Genomic DNA, 15192 nt, shown 5'->3' with positions numbered 1-15192 from the left:
GGCGCGGAGGCCGCCGCGGGCGCCGAAGCCGGGTTCGCCTGCGTCAGGCTGGTGGCCGGCTGCGCCTCGCCCTTGGCCGCGCCGCCCGCCATCACGTCCTGCAGGTTCAGGCGCCCGTTCGCGTTCAGGATCACACGCGCATAGAAATCCGACAGCGCGATATTGTTCAGCGCCACGCGCATCGGACCCTTGCTGTCGTCCATGTTGAAATCGATGCCCGACACTGCGAGCGAGCGCCAGCGCAAGAAGTCGTCGCCGGTGACGCGGTCTACCGTGCGCACGTTGGCCACCTGCGCATTGCCCGTAAAGCGCGCGGCAGTCGGCTTGCCCGGGGGCGCGCTGTAGGCCACCTTGCCCTTGACGGTCAGCGTGCCGCTGCGCAGCGCGGCATTGAGACGATCCGCCACATAGGGCTGCACCGGCGCGAGATCGACCTCGCGCAGATCAAGCTGGAGCTGGCCAGCCGGAGCGGCCGGCAGCACATTGCCTTCGACCCCGACCACGCCGCGCTTGCCCGTTTCGGCATGCAGTTTGACGGGCACGGCCGCCGTCGTAAGCGGCCATGTAATGGCGCCCGTGCTCAATCCGATATTGCGGTACTGATGAATAACGGGGCGGCCGCGGTTGACTTCGGCAGGCGCATAGTCAGCAAGCCGGGCCGAACCGCCTTCGAGCCCGACCTTGCCGAGCCGCACTTTCCAGCCCCCGGCGGCAGGAGGTGGCGTGACCCCGTTTTCCGCCGCCGTCGCCGCGCTCGCCTGCCTGCTGCGTTGGACCTTGGCCTGCTCTTTCGACTCGGTTGCCCAAATGCGGGCCATTTCCAGAAGCTGCCCGCGATAATCGCGCGTCGCCGCGATCTGCGGCTTGGTGATCGCAAGCTGGCCCGCCTCGAACGTTTGCTTTGCCAGGTCCAGGCCAATGTCATCCAGCACGACCTTTTCCGCCTGCAGCAAAGGCAGGTTCGCCCCTTCGCTGTCGGTCTCGCGCGCACGTCGGGCGCGGCTGGCGCGCTCGGTACGTTCTGCAAGCGCCTTGCGCGCTGCCGGCTCGCTGGCAGGCACCGCGACCGTCGGCATGACCACCGGTTCGCGCGTGGCGACCCGGACATTCGCCAGTTCCAGCCGCGACTTCTCCAGCACGAACTGGAACACGGGCTGCGCCCACGACATCCGGTAATGGAGTTCCGCATTGACCGCGGTGTTGCCGAACTGCGCCCGCAGCTCACGCGGCCACCACGACGCAAACCCCTGCGGTTGCAGCCCCGCTGTTTCGAGCGTGCCGGCCAGCGTACCCTGGCGCATCGACAGCTCGCCCGTATGCGTGAGCGTCTGGCCATCGGCCACTTTGATCGTGGCCTGCAGCTTGGTCGCCTTGTCGGCTTCGGCACTCACCAGGCCATTCACCTCCGCATCGATCGGGCCCACAGCAAGCTTGCCCGGTCCGGAAAGCGCCAGCGCGTCTTCAAAGCCGATGTGAGCCTGCCTGAGCGTGATGCGGTCGACGGCATAGCGCCAAGCGGCCTCTTTTGCCGGTGTAGCGGCGGCCGGTGCAGAGGCCGGTGCCGCGGGAGCGGATTTGGCGGCAGGAGCCGCCTGCGGCACGAAAGCCGTGGCGAGATTCAGCGAGCCATCCGCGCGGCGCACAGCCGCGACGTTCAACCCCTCGATGTCGACACTGCGCAGGTGCGCCTGCCGCGCGAGCGGCTCGACGCGGTCGATGTCGAACGCGAGCTTGCCGTTGCTGATGAGCGGTGCGCCGGCGAGCGTGCGCACGTCCAGTTCGCGCAGCGCCGCCGTGCCGGACACGAAGATGTCCTGCTTGTCCTTCTGCTGCCGGAAACCGAGCGTCAGGCGCGTGTCGAGCAGCCCGTGCTTGACGTCTGCGTCCTTGAGCTTCGGCGCAAACGGCATGAAGCGCGCCACATCGAGCCCGTCGAAGTTGACGTTCAGGTGCGTTTCGCGCGAATCGGCAAACGGCAGCACCGTGCCATCGAGCGCGAGCGGCGTGCCATTGACGTGCGCGCTGAGCGTCGGCCGTGTGACGATCTCCACGTCATGCGGCAGGTTGGACAGGAACGGCAGCGTCAGCGTCAGGTTGTCGACCCGCACGTTTGAGCCGGCGACTTCGTCCTCGTAGGCCACCGAGCTGCCGGTCACGGCGATGTTATTGACCGAAAAACGGGCCGGCTTGGCATCGGGTGGCTTCGGCGGCTGCGCGGCCAGCTTGTCCTGGATATCGGCAAAGCTCGTGCGGCCATCGGCCTCGCGCACCACATGGATGGCCAGCCGGTCGATATGCAGCGAATCCACCACCGGCGCCAGGTGCCATACGGAGGCTAGCGAGGTGTCGGCCTCCAGCTCGCCAACGGTCACCGCAGGTGTCTTGCCGTCGCGCTCGTAAAGGGTGAAGTCGGACAGCGTCGCCGCCAGTTCGAACGGGCGCACATGGGCCCCGCCCAGCGTCACTTTGCGGCCAAGCGCCTCCGTCGCGTTCTTTTCGATCAGCGATTTGATAAGCGGCGGACCGCCGAAATATCCTGCCAGGCCAAACACCGCCAAAGCGGCCACCACGCCGCCGGCCACGCGCAAGGCCAGCTTTCGCCGCGGCGTCGCCGTGGCGAACTGTATGGAACTCTTGATTTCCATGTCATTCCCGATGAATCTAACCCCGCCACCCGTGATGCACGATACTTTGTGCCCCGGATTTCACTTTTTTTTGACATTATGGCAATGGCTCCGCGCAAAGCAAGCGATTCGTCCCTTGTCTTATCAACAAGACAAGCGCCGATCTGATATCTTTACGCCTTTGCGAAGCGTTTCGTCGCAAGCCTGCGGCTTACCCGCCACGTAGTGCCTGCCTCTCCCGCGCTGTACCCTCCGGCCACACCCTCCACGCAATCCGTGTTGTGCGCTTCGCATGAGATGCCATTCATGCGAGTCAACTCATGTCCACCACCAGCAGTACCGCCCCGATCACGGGTGCGCCGGCCCAGCCCGCGCGATCTCTGACGGGCCAGGATTACAAGACCCTTTCCCTCGCCGCACTGGGCGGCGCCCTCGAGTTCTACGACTTCATCATCTTCGTGTTCTTTGCGACGGTGATCGGCCAGCTGTTCTTCCCGCCGTCCGTACCGGACTGGCTGCGCCAGCTCCAGACCTTCGGCATCTTTGCCGCCGGCTACCTGGCCCGCCCGCTCGGCGGCATCATCATGGCCCACTTCGGCGACCTGCTGGGCCGCAAGAAGATGTTCACGCTGTCGATCCTGCTGATGTCGGTACCCACGCTGCTGATGGGCCTGATGCCGACCTACCAGACGATCGGCCTGCTGGCTCCCATGCTGCTACTGGTGCTGCGTATCCTGCAAGGGGCCGCGGTAGGTGGCGAAGTGCCCGGCGCCTGGGTGTTCGTCTCGGAGCACGTGCCGGCGCGCCACGTCGGCTATGCGTGCGGCACGCTGACCTGCGGCCTGACGGCCGGGATCCTGCTCGGCTCGCTGGTGGCCACGGGCATCAATTCGGTCTTTACGCCGGCCGAACTCGCGGACTGGGGCTGGCGCGTGCCGTTCCTGATCGGCGGCGTGTTCGGCATTGCGTCGATGTACCTGCGCCGCTGGCTGCACGAAACGCCGGTTTTCGCCGAACTGCAGAAGCGCAAGGCACTGGCGGCTGAAATGCCGCTGAAGTCGGTGATGCGCGACCACCGTGGCGCGGTCGTCATCTCGATGCTGCTGACCTGGATGCTGTCGGCGGGCATCGTGGTGGTGATCCTGATGACCCCGACCTTCCTGCAGAAGCTGTACGGCTTCGACGCGCGCACGGCGCTGATCGCCAACAGCGTGGCGACGCTGTGTCTGACCTTCGGCTGCGTGGTCTCTGGGGCGCTGGCTGACCGCATCGGCGCGCGCCGCACGCTGTTCTTCGGCGGCCTGCTGCTGGCCGCCAGCGCCTACGCGCTCTACACCACCGTCCACACCCGGCCCGACCTGCTGGTGCCGCTCTATGCGCTCGCCGGCTTCCTGGTCGGCACCATCGGCGCCGTGCCGTTCGTGCTGGTCAACGCGTTCCCGGCACAGGTGCGTTTTTCGGGCCTGTCGTTCTCGTACAACCTGTCATATGCGATCTTCGGCGGCCTGACCCCGATGGTCGTCACGCTGATGCTCAAGAACGATCCGCTGGCGCCGGCGCACTATGTGGTCGCGATCTGCGCGCTCGGCATGGTGACGGCGTTGTTCGTCAAGGATCGCCCGCGCGGCTGATGTGCAGCGGCTGGTTGCCAGGCAATCAAGGAGGGCTACATGCCCTCCTTTTTCATGGTCACCGGCTAACGGCTGTGCTCGCGAAAGAATTCCCACATCATCGCGCTGGCATCGGGCCCGGTGGCGCTGTGATAGCTGTAGTCGCCATCTCCGCCGCTCCACGCGTGGCCCAGCCCTTCGACTTCGACGAGTGTGACCAGGTCGCGGCTCCAGCGCCCGAAACGCGCCTCGTGAAAGTGGCCGGCCGGCAAGTCGATGTCGGCGTCTTCGATACCGCGCAGCCGGTCTTCCAGGCGGTTGTAGGCCAGGAACTGCCGTGCCAGCAGGCGCCCGTTGACCGGATGCACCGCGTCGTCGTCGAGGCCGTGCACCACGATTGCCGGCAGTTCGGGGCCGCCGGGCGTGGCGCCAACCGCGTCGACCAGCCACGCCGGATCGGCCTCCGACCCATGGAGCATGGCCCGGAGGCCCGCCCCCGGATTATCGGCCGCGCCCACCACCACGCCGGAGTGCAGGCCGACTGCCGCCACGCGCTCCGGATAGCGCAGCGCAACCACGGCGGCCATGGCAGCGCCCGCTGACATCCCAGCAAGGTAGACCTGGTCTTCGCGGACGTCGTGGCGCCGCGCCAGCGCATCGATCAGCGCCGCAACCGCCTGCGCTTCCCGACCGCCTTCACCGGCGGCAAGGTCGAACCACTGCCAGCAGCGCTGGAGCTGGCGCCGCAGCGGCTGCTGCGGATAGGCCACGATAAATCCCTCTCGCTCGGCCAGCGCATTCATGCGTGTGCCCGCGGCGAGGTCGTCAGGAGTCTGGCGGCAGCCATGCAGCATCACCACCACGGGCAATGGGCCGCGAAAGCGGTGTTTGGCGCTGGCCGGTACGTAAAGGTGATAGGAAAGCTGCGGCACCAGTTCGCCGGGCTGCGGCGCCAGGCGCAGCCGGTGCGATTCCCAGCTGCCCGGCAATTGCGGCACAGGGTGCCGCGGAGAAAGCGGGACACCATGCGGTGTCCGGATCCGGCGCCGTGGCGCCAGCGGGCTCAACGATTCAATGCGTTCCAGCCACGATTTCACTTGTGCTTCGGTCTGGGCCTGCGCCCGGCTCATTCGCCGGAATTGCGCCTGCCAGTCCGTGGCGAGGCTCTTGGCCATGAGAACTCCTGGTCATCTGAGACGTGTCTCCCCGGGTGCTTCATGTTGTTGCAATGCAGCATAGCACAAGCCACTGCAGGCTTGCCCCGAAGCGTGGCTTTTTCGCATCGCCGCGGCTCCACTGATGAGGCGGTCGGCGTCGAAAACATTCAAGTAGCCCAACGAAAGAATACAGATCGCGGAGAGATAGCTGCCGTTGCTGCGCACTTATACTAGGCTGTCGCCCCCAGGCGCTCCACTTCTCCATGTCGGATCCCGCCTCGTCCTCCTGCTCCTTGTGCCTGTTCCGCCATGTCTGCCATGATGCCCCGGCGGCCAGCTCACGGCCCGGCGCCGAGAAACCGCTGCAACCGGCGCACCTGATCGTGCCGGCAGGGGATGCTATTTTTCGCCAGGGCCGGCCCGTGACAGCGGTGTTTCCGCTTCGGCAAGGCAGCGCCAAGCAGGTCTATGAATCGCCGCTGGGCTGGCGGCAGGTGACGGGCTTTTCGCTGTCTGGGGACGTCCTCGGGCTCGAGCCAAATGAAGCGCCGGCGCACAGCGTGAGCGCCCTCGCCTTGCAGGACACCGAGTGTTGCGTGGTGCCGGTCGAAGCGCTGCGCGCGCACATGGCCGATGCGGGATTCCGCGATTCGGTGCAGGCAGTGATGCGCCACCAGGCGGAGCGCGAACGCATTCTGCTCGTCGCAGTGGGCTCGATGAAAGCCGCGCAGCGGCTCGCGATGCTGCTGCTGGATCTGGACGCCGAACACCGGCGCCGCGGCGGCGCCGATAGCGCGCTCACGCTGGCCATGTCGCGGACCGATATCGCCAGCCTGCTCGGCCTGACGCTGGAAACGGTATCGCGCCTGCTGTCGCGTTTCGCCTCGGTGGGTCTGATCTCGGTGCGTCAGCGTCGCCTGCGGCTGATCGACCGCGACGGCCTGGCTGCCGTCTATGCGGATCTGGACCCGATGCCGCGACCGGGGCCGGCCACAATCGGCTCGCTGGCCGGAACTGGCAACGAGCCCCGCCCGTTCTAGCCGACATCCCAGAGGGCGGCCGGCCTGCCGTCTAGCGTTGAGTTCTACCGTTCAGCGATCCGACACACGCTGCCACCCGTCCGGGGAGAAGCTCCGGATGGTCTTGGCACGCGTTGCCGTCCCGGTGCCCAGGTCACGCTCGTAGAACGTCTTGTCGCTGCCGAGCAGAAACGTGTGGATGCCACTCTGGCCATACTGCGCGGGCCAGGCCACGAAGGCGTATTTGGCATTGCTGCCCCTGGGCGGCGCGATCGCCCGGTAGTGGTAGCCGTAAAACGCGGAATCGACAGGCGTCTCCGGCACCATTGCAAGCGCGTCCGGCCCAAGCGGGCTGGCATTCTCCTGGCTTGTCGACGGCCAGTACAGACCATTGGTCTTGCCGGGGCTGCTCACGAGCTGGGTCGCGTAGCGCCCATCCCCCACCTGTTGCGCGTAGCGCTCCTGGGCGTCTGCAAGTTGCAGCAACGTCTCCATGGCCACCAGCTCATTGCGCCCCAGGCGCCGACGCAGGACTTCACGTTCCCCTGCCCGCAGGTCGAATTGCCAGCCACTCTTCTGTTCGACCAGCGGCGCCGGAAACGTCCAGCCACTTTCACCGACAGTCAGCAGCGCACGGCGCTCGCCATCGGGCTGGATCGCGTGATGCCGGGCCCAGGCAGCCAGGAACTCGTAGACGTCATCGCTCTCCACGCCGCTCGGCGGCAGGAGCTTGTGAAAGTCGTTGCCAAGTACGTGCCTGAGCGCATCGTCGTCGCTGCGCGAGATGGCGTCGCCGAGCGCTTCAGCCGCGGCATCGGGCGTTGCATACATCTGCTGCGCCAGCACCGGTGCACCCGCCGACAACGCGACGACTGCAACCAGCGCGCGCATGGCTGACATGGATTTACGCATCATGATTACCTCCGGCCATGTCCGAGATGCCCTCCTCCGCCGCCGCCACCGCCGTGGACGCTCCCGCCCTGCCGTCCTCCGCCACCATGAAAGCCACCGCCCTCGCCACCAAAGCCCTGGCGTTGCGGAGTGCCACGTGCCGGCTGTGCCGCGACGCGTTGCGACTGCTGCCGAACGCGGTCGCCATTGCCGGCATCGTGCAGCGCGCTGTTGCGGTTGGCATTGCGCGCGCGGTCGCGCGCCTGGGCCTGGTCGGCACGCTGCCGATCGGCACCGGCCGGGCGCGGGTTCTGCACGCCGCCACTGTGCGCGCCGGGTCTGTTTTCGGCGCCCTGACGGCCGCGGTCCGCGATGCCACCGCCGCCGTGTCCCGGCATCGATTGCCCGGTGCGGCTCTGGAACGATTGGGCGGCACGCTCGCGTGCCTGTTCGCGTGCATCCGCCGGTCCGCCACCACCCGGGCGCTGCACGCCACCGCCGCCTGCGCCAGGACGCTGCGTACCGAACTGCCCGCCTTGCGGACGGTTGGCGATGCCGGCCTGCCGTTGCTGGTCGAATCGGTTGCGCACGTTGGCGTTGTTGTAGGGCACGTTGCCGCGATTGGCGGGGTTGTGCTGCCAGTTGACGTTGGATCGGTTCACGTCGAGACGGTTGTTCACGTTGATGTTGTTGTAGCGGTTCACGTTGATGTTGACGTCGTGCGATCCCCAGTTGAAACCGCCCCAAAGCGAATTGACTGCCGCCACACCCAGGCCAAAGCCGATCCCCGCCACCAGCGACGTTGCGAACACCGATCCGGGCGGCGGTGGATAGTAGGCCGGCGGATATGCCGGATAAGGCCACGCGCCATAGACAACCGTGGGGTTATACGCCGGCACGTAGACCACCTGAGGATTGACGGGTTCGATCTGCACCACGGTGGTCCCACCGGTGGTCTGCGTGATCACCCTCTGCTGCTCCGTCGTCTTGAGAGAACCGGCCTGCTGGGCCTGCCGCCGCAAGCGCTGCACCGAGTCCATCACATCATTGGGTTGCGCAAGGAAGGCATCACCGAGGGACTGCACCCACTGGGGCTCGCGCCCCATCATGTCCATCACCGACGGGAATGCCACCAGCGATTGCACGCTCGGGTCCCACGGCTGGTTGCTGACGGCGTTGGTGGCAGCATCGCCGGACAGGCTCGCATTGGCCTTCGACCATTGCGCGGCAGATGCCACGTCGGCCGGATAAGTCGCAGCCATCAACACCTGCGACAGCAACGCATCAGGATAGAGCGCGACCGGTGCGGTGAGTTGGTCGAGTTGCGCGTGGCTTAGCGGAGTCTGCGCCATCGGCCCGCCAAATGGCGCCAGCAGCATCAACCCGAAAAACCAGGCAAGAATTTGACGTAAGCGGTGCATGTTCGCTCTCCACAGGGATGCAGTCCGGCCCATCGCGTGCAGCCATGGCCGGGGCGGCGGCCACGCACGCCCGCCAGTTGCACGGGGTGCGCCACGCGCTGCCACTACCGGCTCTGTTGCGTGCATTCCTGGCGGTACGCCTCCTCCAGGCGTTTGCGGTCCGCTTGCCGCTCGAGCGTCGGATACGTGCGGCCGTCAGCCGTGGTCACCGACGGCTTGCCCGTCGACCACTGCTCCCCGACGGGCAGCGCGTTGATCTGGTCGAGCAGAGACTGGCAGCGCTGGCGCTGCGATACCGACAAGGTGCCGTCTGGCGATTCGACCGTCGACGTGGCACTGTCGAGCATGCGCGGCGGCGGTGGCGCGACCATCGGCGCCGGTGGCGCCATGTCAGACGCCGCCCAGACCTGGGCGGCCAGCAACCCTGCACCGGCCAACATGCATACCTTGCGACAAATCACCTTGTTCAAGCTAAGACTCCGGAACTGCGCCCGCTCGCACATGCTCGGCGAGGGACGCCTGTGGACCCGCATGAGTCCGAAATTGGGAATTGAAGGTCAGCGGTCCTTCCCGCTGCCATGGCGGCCGGTGCGATTACGCAGCAACTCGAGCTTGAGCAGTGCATCGGCCAGCATGCTCTTGAGCCTGGCGTTCTCCTCCTGCAACTCACGCAGCTTGCGCCCGTCGCGCGCATCGCCCTGGCCGGGCTGCCCATAGCGCGCGCGCCAGCCATAGAAAGAAGCGTCGCTGAAGCCGTACCGCGCGCACAACTCGCGCACCGGCACGCCGCTGGCGGCCTCGGCCAGATAGGTGCGGATCTGCTCTTCCGAATACCGTCTGTTCACCGATTTTTCTCCGCTACGCAACCATCCCATGCGCGCCGGTAAGCGTGCCCGACCCTGCCCGTACGTTAGCCCACCGCCGAGTCAAAAGGCAATTCAACGTCTTTGCTGCGCGAGTTAAGCAAATTGTGCGACCCGGACTTCGAGCGGATGCCAGATCGACATTGGCCGTCATCAGGCCAATACGCGCGCTCGCAGGCCGTGGCAACGTCACGGGGGTACGGGTTCTGCCAGCCACCATTTTGGTTTTTCCAATTTGGAGTCCAATTTCACTGCACGGCCGACGGCGCGCTTTTTCCCCTTTTTGCACGATATCGTCCGCAGCTATTTCGTTCGCCGCGGTTCGCCGCGCAGGGCAGATCTTTCCTTGTGTCCTGTAGAGGTTTCCAGCACATTTCCGGCGGCTTCTGACCATGTTCCGATGTCTGGACAACCAATCTTGAAACTCCTGGACCGCGTGCCCGAATGTCAGTTACTTCCTAGGAACTTTCTGGATGTTGTATTAAGATTCCTCGGCATCAACTAAATTTCGTACGCCCGCAAACGGCGCTCTACAGAGCCGTACAGACGGGCGGCCCGCCAGTTCTTCACCGGTACGGACACATCGGTGACACACGAAGAACTGCCGGCAAGCACGGGCCTGAAGGATTGATGAGTCACTGCGCCATTTGTCGACGCGAGTCGGACATTTAGGAGTTGTGCCATGCTTCTTAGCAGCCAGATCCGCCGCAAACATCGCTTGCCGGTTCCCGTTCCCACTGCCACGGCAATTTCTCCTTCTACCCGCGAACCCGATTGCTAGGTTCGCGGCGCACGGCGCTCGCCCTCGGGCTGCATATCGCCGTCGCATTGCCGGGCAATAGAACACAAGAAAAAAACAAGAACAGAAGTCCATGGATCGGGAGAAGTCAGAATGCGTCATGTCAGCACGAAGTTGTTGCATGTTTTCGTTTTGGTTATGGAATACCGCGACCTCAGCGCGGTAGCGGCCTGTACGCAAGGACGCGTCCCGACGGTCGCCTACAGCCTCGCGCGGCTGCGCGAAATCACGGGCGACCCGCTCTTCGTCAAGCGCAACGGCACGCTTGAACCGACGCCGCACGCGCTGCGCCTGGAGCAGACCGCCAGGCAGATCCTGGCGAAATGGAACCAGCTGGTGCGCCCAAACGACCTGGTCACGGAGAAGAGCCACCAGGGCCGGCGCCTGTCGATCGGGTTCTCCTCGTCCATTGGCGACCCGGTGATCACCGAGATCCTGACCACCCTGTGCGAGAGATTCCCGCACGACAGCTTCGTGACGCGCCCCGTCATTGCCGATGCCACGCTGGCCGAAAGCCTGGACAGCGGCGAACTGGACTGCGCTTTTGTGGTGGATGGCGGCCACAACCCGGCCAAAGTATTGCCGCACAACATCCTCGCAACGCCGCGCCGCCTGGTCAGCGCAATGCGCGCGGGCAGCGCCGACGATACGGAAAGCGACTGGATCCTGCTGCAGGAAGACTGCGAAGCGGGTAGTCCCCTGCGCAGCTTCCTCACGAGGCAGGCGAGCACCCCGGGACATCGGGAGACCGTGGTGCCATCGTGGCACACACAGATCACGCTGCTGCATTCGGCCGGGGGCATCTGCCCCGTACTGGATTTCAACGTGCCGCTGGTCACGCGCGATCGCAAGACGCGCCTGCTGGCGCCCCCGAGCAGCTTCCCGGAATGGGCCGCCCTGCATTTCTGGGCGCCCGAACGCGCACGCGACAAGGGCGCGCTGCGTGACATCATGGACGTAGGCAGCGCTGTCCTGCGCGACCCGCTCAAGGCCATCGACAACCGCCGCAAGGGCCGGCAGGAACCGCATCGGCACGCTGCAGCGGCCTGAGCCGCGGCAGGCAGCGCCCTTCGCCCCTCGTCAGGCTTCCGATCGCTTGCTGTAGCGCAAGCCTTGATCACGCTTATTCCGTAACGGGACGAGGCTACGGCGCGCTATGGCAGGCCGCACGGGCAGTTCGGAAAAATCCCGCTTTCCGCGCCGTTACCGTTTGCCTCGCGTATTTGCGAAATTTCCTAGCCCGCCGAAGCGGCGAGATCAGTATTCTGAGCTCGCACTGTCGTGTCGCGGCCGCCTCCCGTTTGGCTCGAGATCCCGGCATGTGCGCCGATGTTGATGCGTCTTTCGCGCCGCACGCCATTCACGCGTGCGGCGATTTTTTGGGACGCAATCAAGACTTCTATTCCCCACGAGAAGGAACCGCGCCATGACCTTGAGAATCCTGCTGGCCGACGACCATCCCCTTGTCTCCACCGCGGCCCGGGACCTGTTGCAGACGCAGGCGGGATGGGAGGTGTGCGGCATGGTCACCAGTGCGACAGATTTGCTGTGCTGCGCCCAGGCACTCCGGCCCGATGTGGTGATCACCGACTACCACATGCCGGGGCCCGGAGATTCCGATGGCATGCGGTTGATTTCCACGCTGCGGCGGCACCATCCGGCAATGGCAGTCATTGTGCTGACGATGATCACCAATCCCATGATCCTGCGCTCGATCCTCAAGTCGCGCGTGCATGGCCTGCTGCTCAAAGATGCGCCGCCGAGCGAACTGGTCACCGCGGTCGTCCGCATACAGCGGGGCTTTGACTACATTGGCAAATCAGCACTGGAAATCCTGACACGATCGGACCCGGATAGCCTGATAGAACCCGGCCAGCCCGTTCCGCAACGCATGTCGGTCCGTGAAACGGAAGTCATCCGCCTCTACCTGAGCGGGCGCTCGGTCAGCGAAATTGCCGGCATCATGTGCCGCAGCGTCAAGACGATCAGCCGCCAGAAAAACTGCGCCATGCAGAAGCTCGGGGCCAGCAATGACCGCGAGCTGTTCGAATGTGCGGCACGCCAGGGCATCCTGCTGCCGAGCTAGCGCGAACGATCGCGCCGGACGCTTAGTCCGCGTCCGCCATCTCCGCGGCACGCGCCACGGCATCGGCAATGCCGGCCTCAAGTTGGGCAAGGCCTCTCGAGAGTTCGCCCATGGTCGACTCGGGAACGTTTTCCAGCACATCCTGCAGAAAGGCCGAACGCAGCGGCATCTTGCCTTCCACCACGTCCCTGCCAGTTGCCGACAGCGTGACGTGGGTCACACGGTTGTCGCGCTCCGAGGTATTGCGCAGGACCCAGCCAAGCTCCTCCAAGGCCTTGAGCTGCCTCGTCAGTGCACCGGGATCCATGCCCACGCGCTCAGCCAGGGCCTTCTGCGCGATAGCATCTTCCTGCAGGTGCAGCGCAAACAGGATGCGCCACCTCGGCAACGGAAGCCCGATACGCTGCTCGAACGCCGCTGCATAGGCGCGGTAAGTCCGCCCGAACTGCTGCAGTACCGCAAGGCTTTGTCGCTCCAGTTCCATCCAATCTCCCGTATCCAAGGACACGGCATGCCATGCATGCCAGCGCTCTAGTCAGCCGCCATGGCCGGCTGCTGGCCGGCTCGCACAAGCCTGACCGGCGGCACGCGCCGCGCGCGCCACAGGCCTATCAGTGCCGCCGCCGCGGCAATCACCAGTCCAAGATGAATCGCGGTCACCAGGGACACACGCGCCTGCTCCAGCAGCAAGGCGCCATTGTGCCCTGCCTGCTGCAGTTCGGTCAGCAATCCTGCCTGCGCGGCCTTATCGATCAGTACCTGCGGGTCAGCCATGCGTGTGAGCCAGCCCTGCGCATTGGCGGCCGCAAGCGACTGCTCCACACCTGCGGTATAGGAGCGCGTTACCATCGTGCCGACCATTGCCGTGCCGATCATGCCCCCTACCATCCGTAGCGACTGCAGCATCGCGGTAGCGATACCAAGGTGTTCCCGGCCCACTGTCTGCTGCGCAAACACGGTGAGGTTCGGCATGATGAAGCCAAGCCCGAAGCCGGCAATCAGCATGATCGCGAGCAACAGCGAATGCGGCATGCCGCGAGTGGCCTGAGACAGGGCAAGGCAGCCGACAGCCAGCATGCCGAAGCCAGCGAACAACATCGCATTCGGATGGCGAATGCGCGTGATGATACGGCCGTTCACGATGCTGCCGACCGTGATGCACACTACCAGCGGAGTCACCAGCAGGCCCGCGTCGCGCGGGGAATAACCGAAGCCGCCCTGCAGCAGCAACGGCGCATAGATCAGCAGTGCAAACATAGAGAAGCCGACCAGCACGGCGAGCTGGAGCAGCGGTGCCACGCCGGGGTTGCGGAACATGTCCAGCGGCAGGATCGGATTGGCACAGCGGCGTTCCCATTGCCACAACCCGGCCAGCGCCGCGACAGCGACGGCAAGCAGCCCCGCAGTCAACCAGTCAACGCCACGCTGCGGCAGCAACTCGACACTCATCTGCATGCAGCCGAGCCCCACGCCGATCAGCAAGGCACCCAGCCAGTCGACCCGGATCGGGCCGGAATGCGATTGCTGGCGCAGGTGCGGCAGGTAGCGCCACACGAACCACAGGCTCAGCACTCCCACCGGCAGGTTGACATAGAACACGGCGCGCCATCCGTACCACTCCGTGAGTATGCCGCCAAGCGACGGCCCGATGGCATTGGCCACGCCAAACGCCGCGCTCATCAGAACCTGCCAGCGCAGCCTCACATGCGAATCCGGAAATAGATCGGGAATGCACGCGAACGCCGTGCCCACCAGCATGCCGCCCCCGATTCCCTGCAGTCCTCGCGCGGCCACAAGGAAGGGCATGCTCGTCGCCATGCCGCACAGTGCGGACGCCACCGAGAACACAACGATGGAAGCCAGCACGAAAGGCTTGCGGCCATAGTAATCGCCGAGGCGTCCGAAGATCGGCACGGTAATCACCGACAACAGCAGGTAAGACGTCGCTACCCACGCGTAGTACTCGAAGCCCTGGAGTTCGGCGACAACCGTTGGCAGTGCCGTACCGACCACGGTCTGGTCGAGCGCCACCAGCATCGACACAAAGGCCACGCCCAACATGGCAAGCAGCGATTCGCGGAACGGGAGAACCTGTCCGCTGCCATGTCCGGATTGTGGCGTCGACGTCATTTTATTGCCCGATCAATCGTTGTGATGTCAATCATTATAGGACGGGTTCGCGGAATTTTCTGACGATAAGTATGAACTGGATTACGAGGGGTCGTACATCGCCGGGCCCTGTCTCAGGGTCGCCGCTTTCTCCACTCATAGTCCGGCGGCGGATCTGCCACCCCCGCACGCCCCACGGAGTCCGGGTTTTCCGAGCAAAGCGTGACAAAACTCACGGGCTCCCCCGCAAGCTGGCGCTGGCGTAACGTTTCGGTTAGCCGGAGCGCGTCACGCATCGCGTCGCCGGGAAACGACTGGGCATGTGGGGTGAGCCCGGTGTCATGGGCTTCGGACCAGTAGACCATGTACATAAGCATCCCTTTTGATTGCGCCGCAGCCTGATGGTCACTGCAAAAGGACGGCCTTCGAGAGCCTTTGCATTTCGCCACGCTGGACGCAGCGATTGCCGCCGGACGGCAATACGTGCGCCGGGACAACGGTGAGTTGGAGATTCGGCGACAAGACGTGTCTGATCCGACTGCGGCGCGACGTTCCTGCCGACGAGCCCATCGAGCGCACAGACACGGAAAGCCACCACCCATCGGCTTTACAG

13 protein-coding genes are annotated in these 15192 nt (G+C 65.1%); 4 read left to right on the top strand and 9 right to left on the bottom strand.

Annotated elements, in window-relative coordinates; translation table 11 throughout:
• Positions 1 to 2645 (bottom strand): DUF748 domain-containing protein (locus tag KHO41_RS37520; RefSeq protein WP_211958287.1); only part of this gene is annotated, 2645 nt, incomplete at its 3' end.
• A gap of 299 nt (positions 2646 to 2944) precedes the next feature.
• Between KHO41_RS37520 and KHO41_RS37515 the strand changes: the two genes are divergently transcribed.
• Positions 2945 to 4255, top strand: coding sequence for an MFS transporter (locus tag KHO41_RS37515; protein WP_211958286.1), 1311 nt, complete (start codon positions 2945 to 2947; stop codon positions 4253 to 4255).
• Positions 4256 to 4320: 65 nt separating this feature from the next.
• Here the strand turns inward: KHO41_RS37515 and KHO41_RS37510 are convergent, their stop codons facing one another.
• Positions 4321 to 5409: an extracellular catalytic domain type 1 short-chain-length polyhydroxyalkanoate depolymerase gene (locus tag KHO41_RS37510; RefSeq protein WP_211958285.1), complete on the bottom strand. Its 1089-nt coding sequence runs from the start codon at positions 5407 to 5409 to the stop codon at positions 4321 to 4323.
• A gap of 245 nt (positions 5410 to 5654) precedes the next feature.
• On the opposite strand from KHO41_RS37510, the gene KHO41_RS37505 reads away from it, so the two are divergent.
• Complete coding sequence (locus KHO41_RS37505) at positions 5655 to 6431, top strand: Crp/Fnr family transcriptional regulator (protein ID WP_211958284.1); 777 nt, start codon at positions 5655 to 5657, stop codon at positions 6429 to 6431.
• 51 nt (positions 6432 to 6482) lie between these two features.
• On the opposite strand, the gene KHO41_RS37500 is transcribed toward KHO41_RS37505, so the two are convergent.
• From KHO41_RS37500 to KHO41_RS37485, 4 genes are all read right to left on the bottom strand, one after another.
• Complete coding sequence (locus KHO41_RS37500; protein ID WP_211958283.1) at positions 6483 to 7325, bottom strand: DUF2950 family protein; 843 nt, start codon at positions 7323 to 7325, stop codon at positions 6483 to 6485.
• A gap of 2 nt (positions 7326 to 7327) precedes the next feature.
• Positions 7328 to 8722: a DUF3300 domain-containing protein gene (locus KHO41_RS37495; protein ID WP_211958282.1), complete on the bottom strand. Its 1395-nt coding sequence runs from the start codon at positions 8720 to 8722 to the stop codon at positions 7328 to 7330.
• Positions 8723 to 8826: 104 nt separating this feature from the next.
• Positions 8827 to 9162: a hypothetical protein gene (locus KHO41_RS37490; protein WP_211958290.1), complete on the bottom strand. Its 336-nt coding sequence runs from the start codon at positions 9160 to 9162 to the stop codon at positions 8827 to 8829.
• 117 nt (positions 9163 to 9279) lie between these two features.
• A complete protein-coding gene (locus tag KHO41_RS37485) occupies positions 9280 to 9567 on the bottom strand; it encodes a transposase (RefSeq protein ID WP_211958281.1) in 288 nt (95 codons plus the stop codon).
• Positions 9568 to 10477: 910 nt separating this feature from the next.
• Here KHO41_RS37485 and KHO41_RS37480 point away from each other — a divergent pair.
• Both KHO41_RS37480 and KHO41_RS37475 read left to right on the top strand, forming a co-directional pair.
• Complete coding sequence (locus KHO41_RS37480) at positions 10478 to 11434, top strand: LysR family transcriptional regulator (RefSeq protein WP_211958280.1); 957 nt, start codon at positions 10478 to 10480, stop codon at positions 11432 to 11434.
• Between the two features lie 376 nt (positions 11435 to 11810).
• The gene (locus tag KHO41_RS37475) at positions 11811 to 12470 is read left to right on the top strand and encodes a response regulator (protein ID WP_211958279.1); all 660 of its coding nucleotides are present in this window, start codon (positions 11811 to 11813) and stop codon (positions 12468 to 12470) included.
• Between the two features lie 22 nt (positions 12471 to 12492).
• Here KHO41_RS37475 and KHO41_RS37470 read toward each other — a convergent pair whose 3' ends face one another.
• The 3 genes from KHO41_RS37470 to KHO41_RS41480 form a co-directional block, all read right to left on the bottom strand.
• A complete protein-coding gene (locus KHO41_RS37470) occupies positions 12493 to 12954 on the bottom strand; it encodes a MarR family winged helix-turn-helix transcriptional regulator (protein ID WP_011299743.1) in 462 nt (153 codons plus the stop codon).
• 47 nt (positions 12955 to 13001) lie between these two features.
• Entirely contained in the window at positions 13002 to 14600 is a 1599-nt protein-coding gene (locus KHO41_RS37465) for an MFS transporter (RefSeq protein WP_211958278.1), read from the bottom strand.
• A 113-nt stretch (positions 14601 to 14713) separates the two neighbouring features.
• Positions 14714 to 14950, bottom strand: coding sequence for a hypothetical protein (locus tag KHO41_RS41480; RefSeq protein ID WP_244874213.1), 237 nt, complete (start codon positions 14948 to 14950; stop codon positions 14714 to 14716).
• Between the last annotated feature and the right edge of the window lie 242 nt (positions 14951 to 15192).

Origin of the sequence: Cupriavidus numazuensis (assembly GCF_905397435.1) — a bacterium.
GTDB classification, from domain to species: Bacteria; Pseudomonadota; Gammaproteobacteria; order Burkholderiales; family Burkholderiaceae; genus Cupriavidus; species Cupriavidus numazuensis.
Note: the sequence above shows the minus strand (reverse complement) of the source record. Positions and strands in the feature narration are given on the sequence as shown.

Bases quoted from the DNA above. Each gene is read 5' to 3' on its own strand.
- KHO41_RS37480 (WP_211958280.1), top strand. From the start codon at position 10,478: ATGCGTCATGTCAGCACGAAGTTGTTGCATGTTTTCGTTTTGGTTATG.
- KHO41_RS37500 (WP_211958283.1), bottom strand. From the start codon at position 7,325: ATGATGCGTAAATCCATGTCAGCCATGCGCGCGCTGGTTGCAGTCGTC.
- KHO41_RS37505 (WP_211958284.1), top strand. From the start codon at position 5,655: ATGTCGGATCCCGCCTCGTCCTCCTGCTCCTTGTGCCTGTTCCGCCAT.
- KHO41_RS37510 (WP_211958285.1), bottom strand. From the start codon at position 5,409: ATGGCCAAGAGCCTCGCCACGGACTGGCAGGCGCAATTCCGGCGAATG.
- KHO41_RS37490 (WP_211958290.1), bottom strand. From the start codon at position 9,162: ATGTTGGCCGGTGCAGGGTTGCTGGCCGCCCAGGTCTGGGCGGCGTCT.
- KHO41_RS37515 (WP_211958286.1), top strand. From the start codon at position 2,945: ATGTCCACCACCAGCAGTACCGCCCCGATCACGGGTGCGCCGGCCCAG.
- KHO41_RS37470 (WP_011299743.1), bottom strand. From the start codon at position 12,954: ATGGAACTGGAGCGACAAAGCCTTGCGGTACTGCAGCAGTTCGGGCGG.
- KHO41_RS37495 (WP_211958282.1), bottom strand. From the start codon at position 8,722: ATGCACCGCTTACGTCAAATTCTTGCCTGGTTTTTCGGGTTGATGCTG.
- KHO41_RS37475 (WP_211958279.1), top strand. From the start codon at position 11,811: ATGACCTTGAGAATCCTGCTGGCCGACGACCATCCCCTTGTCTCCACC.
- KHO41_RS37465 (WP_211958278.1), bottom strand. From the start codon at position 14,600: ATGACGTCGACGCCACAATCCGGACATGGCAGCGGACAGGTTCTCCCG.
- KHO41_RS41480 (WP_244874213.1), bottom strand. From the start codon at position 14,950: ATGTACATGGTCTACTGGTCCGAAGCCCATGACACCGGGCTCACCCCA.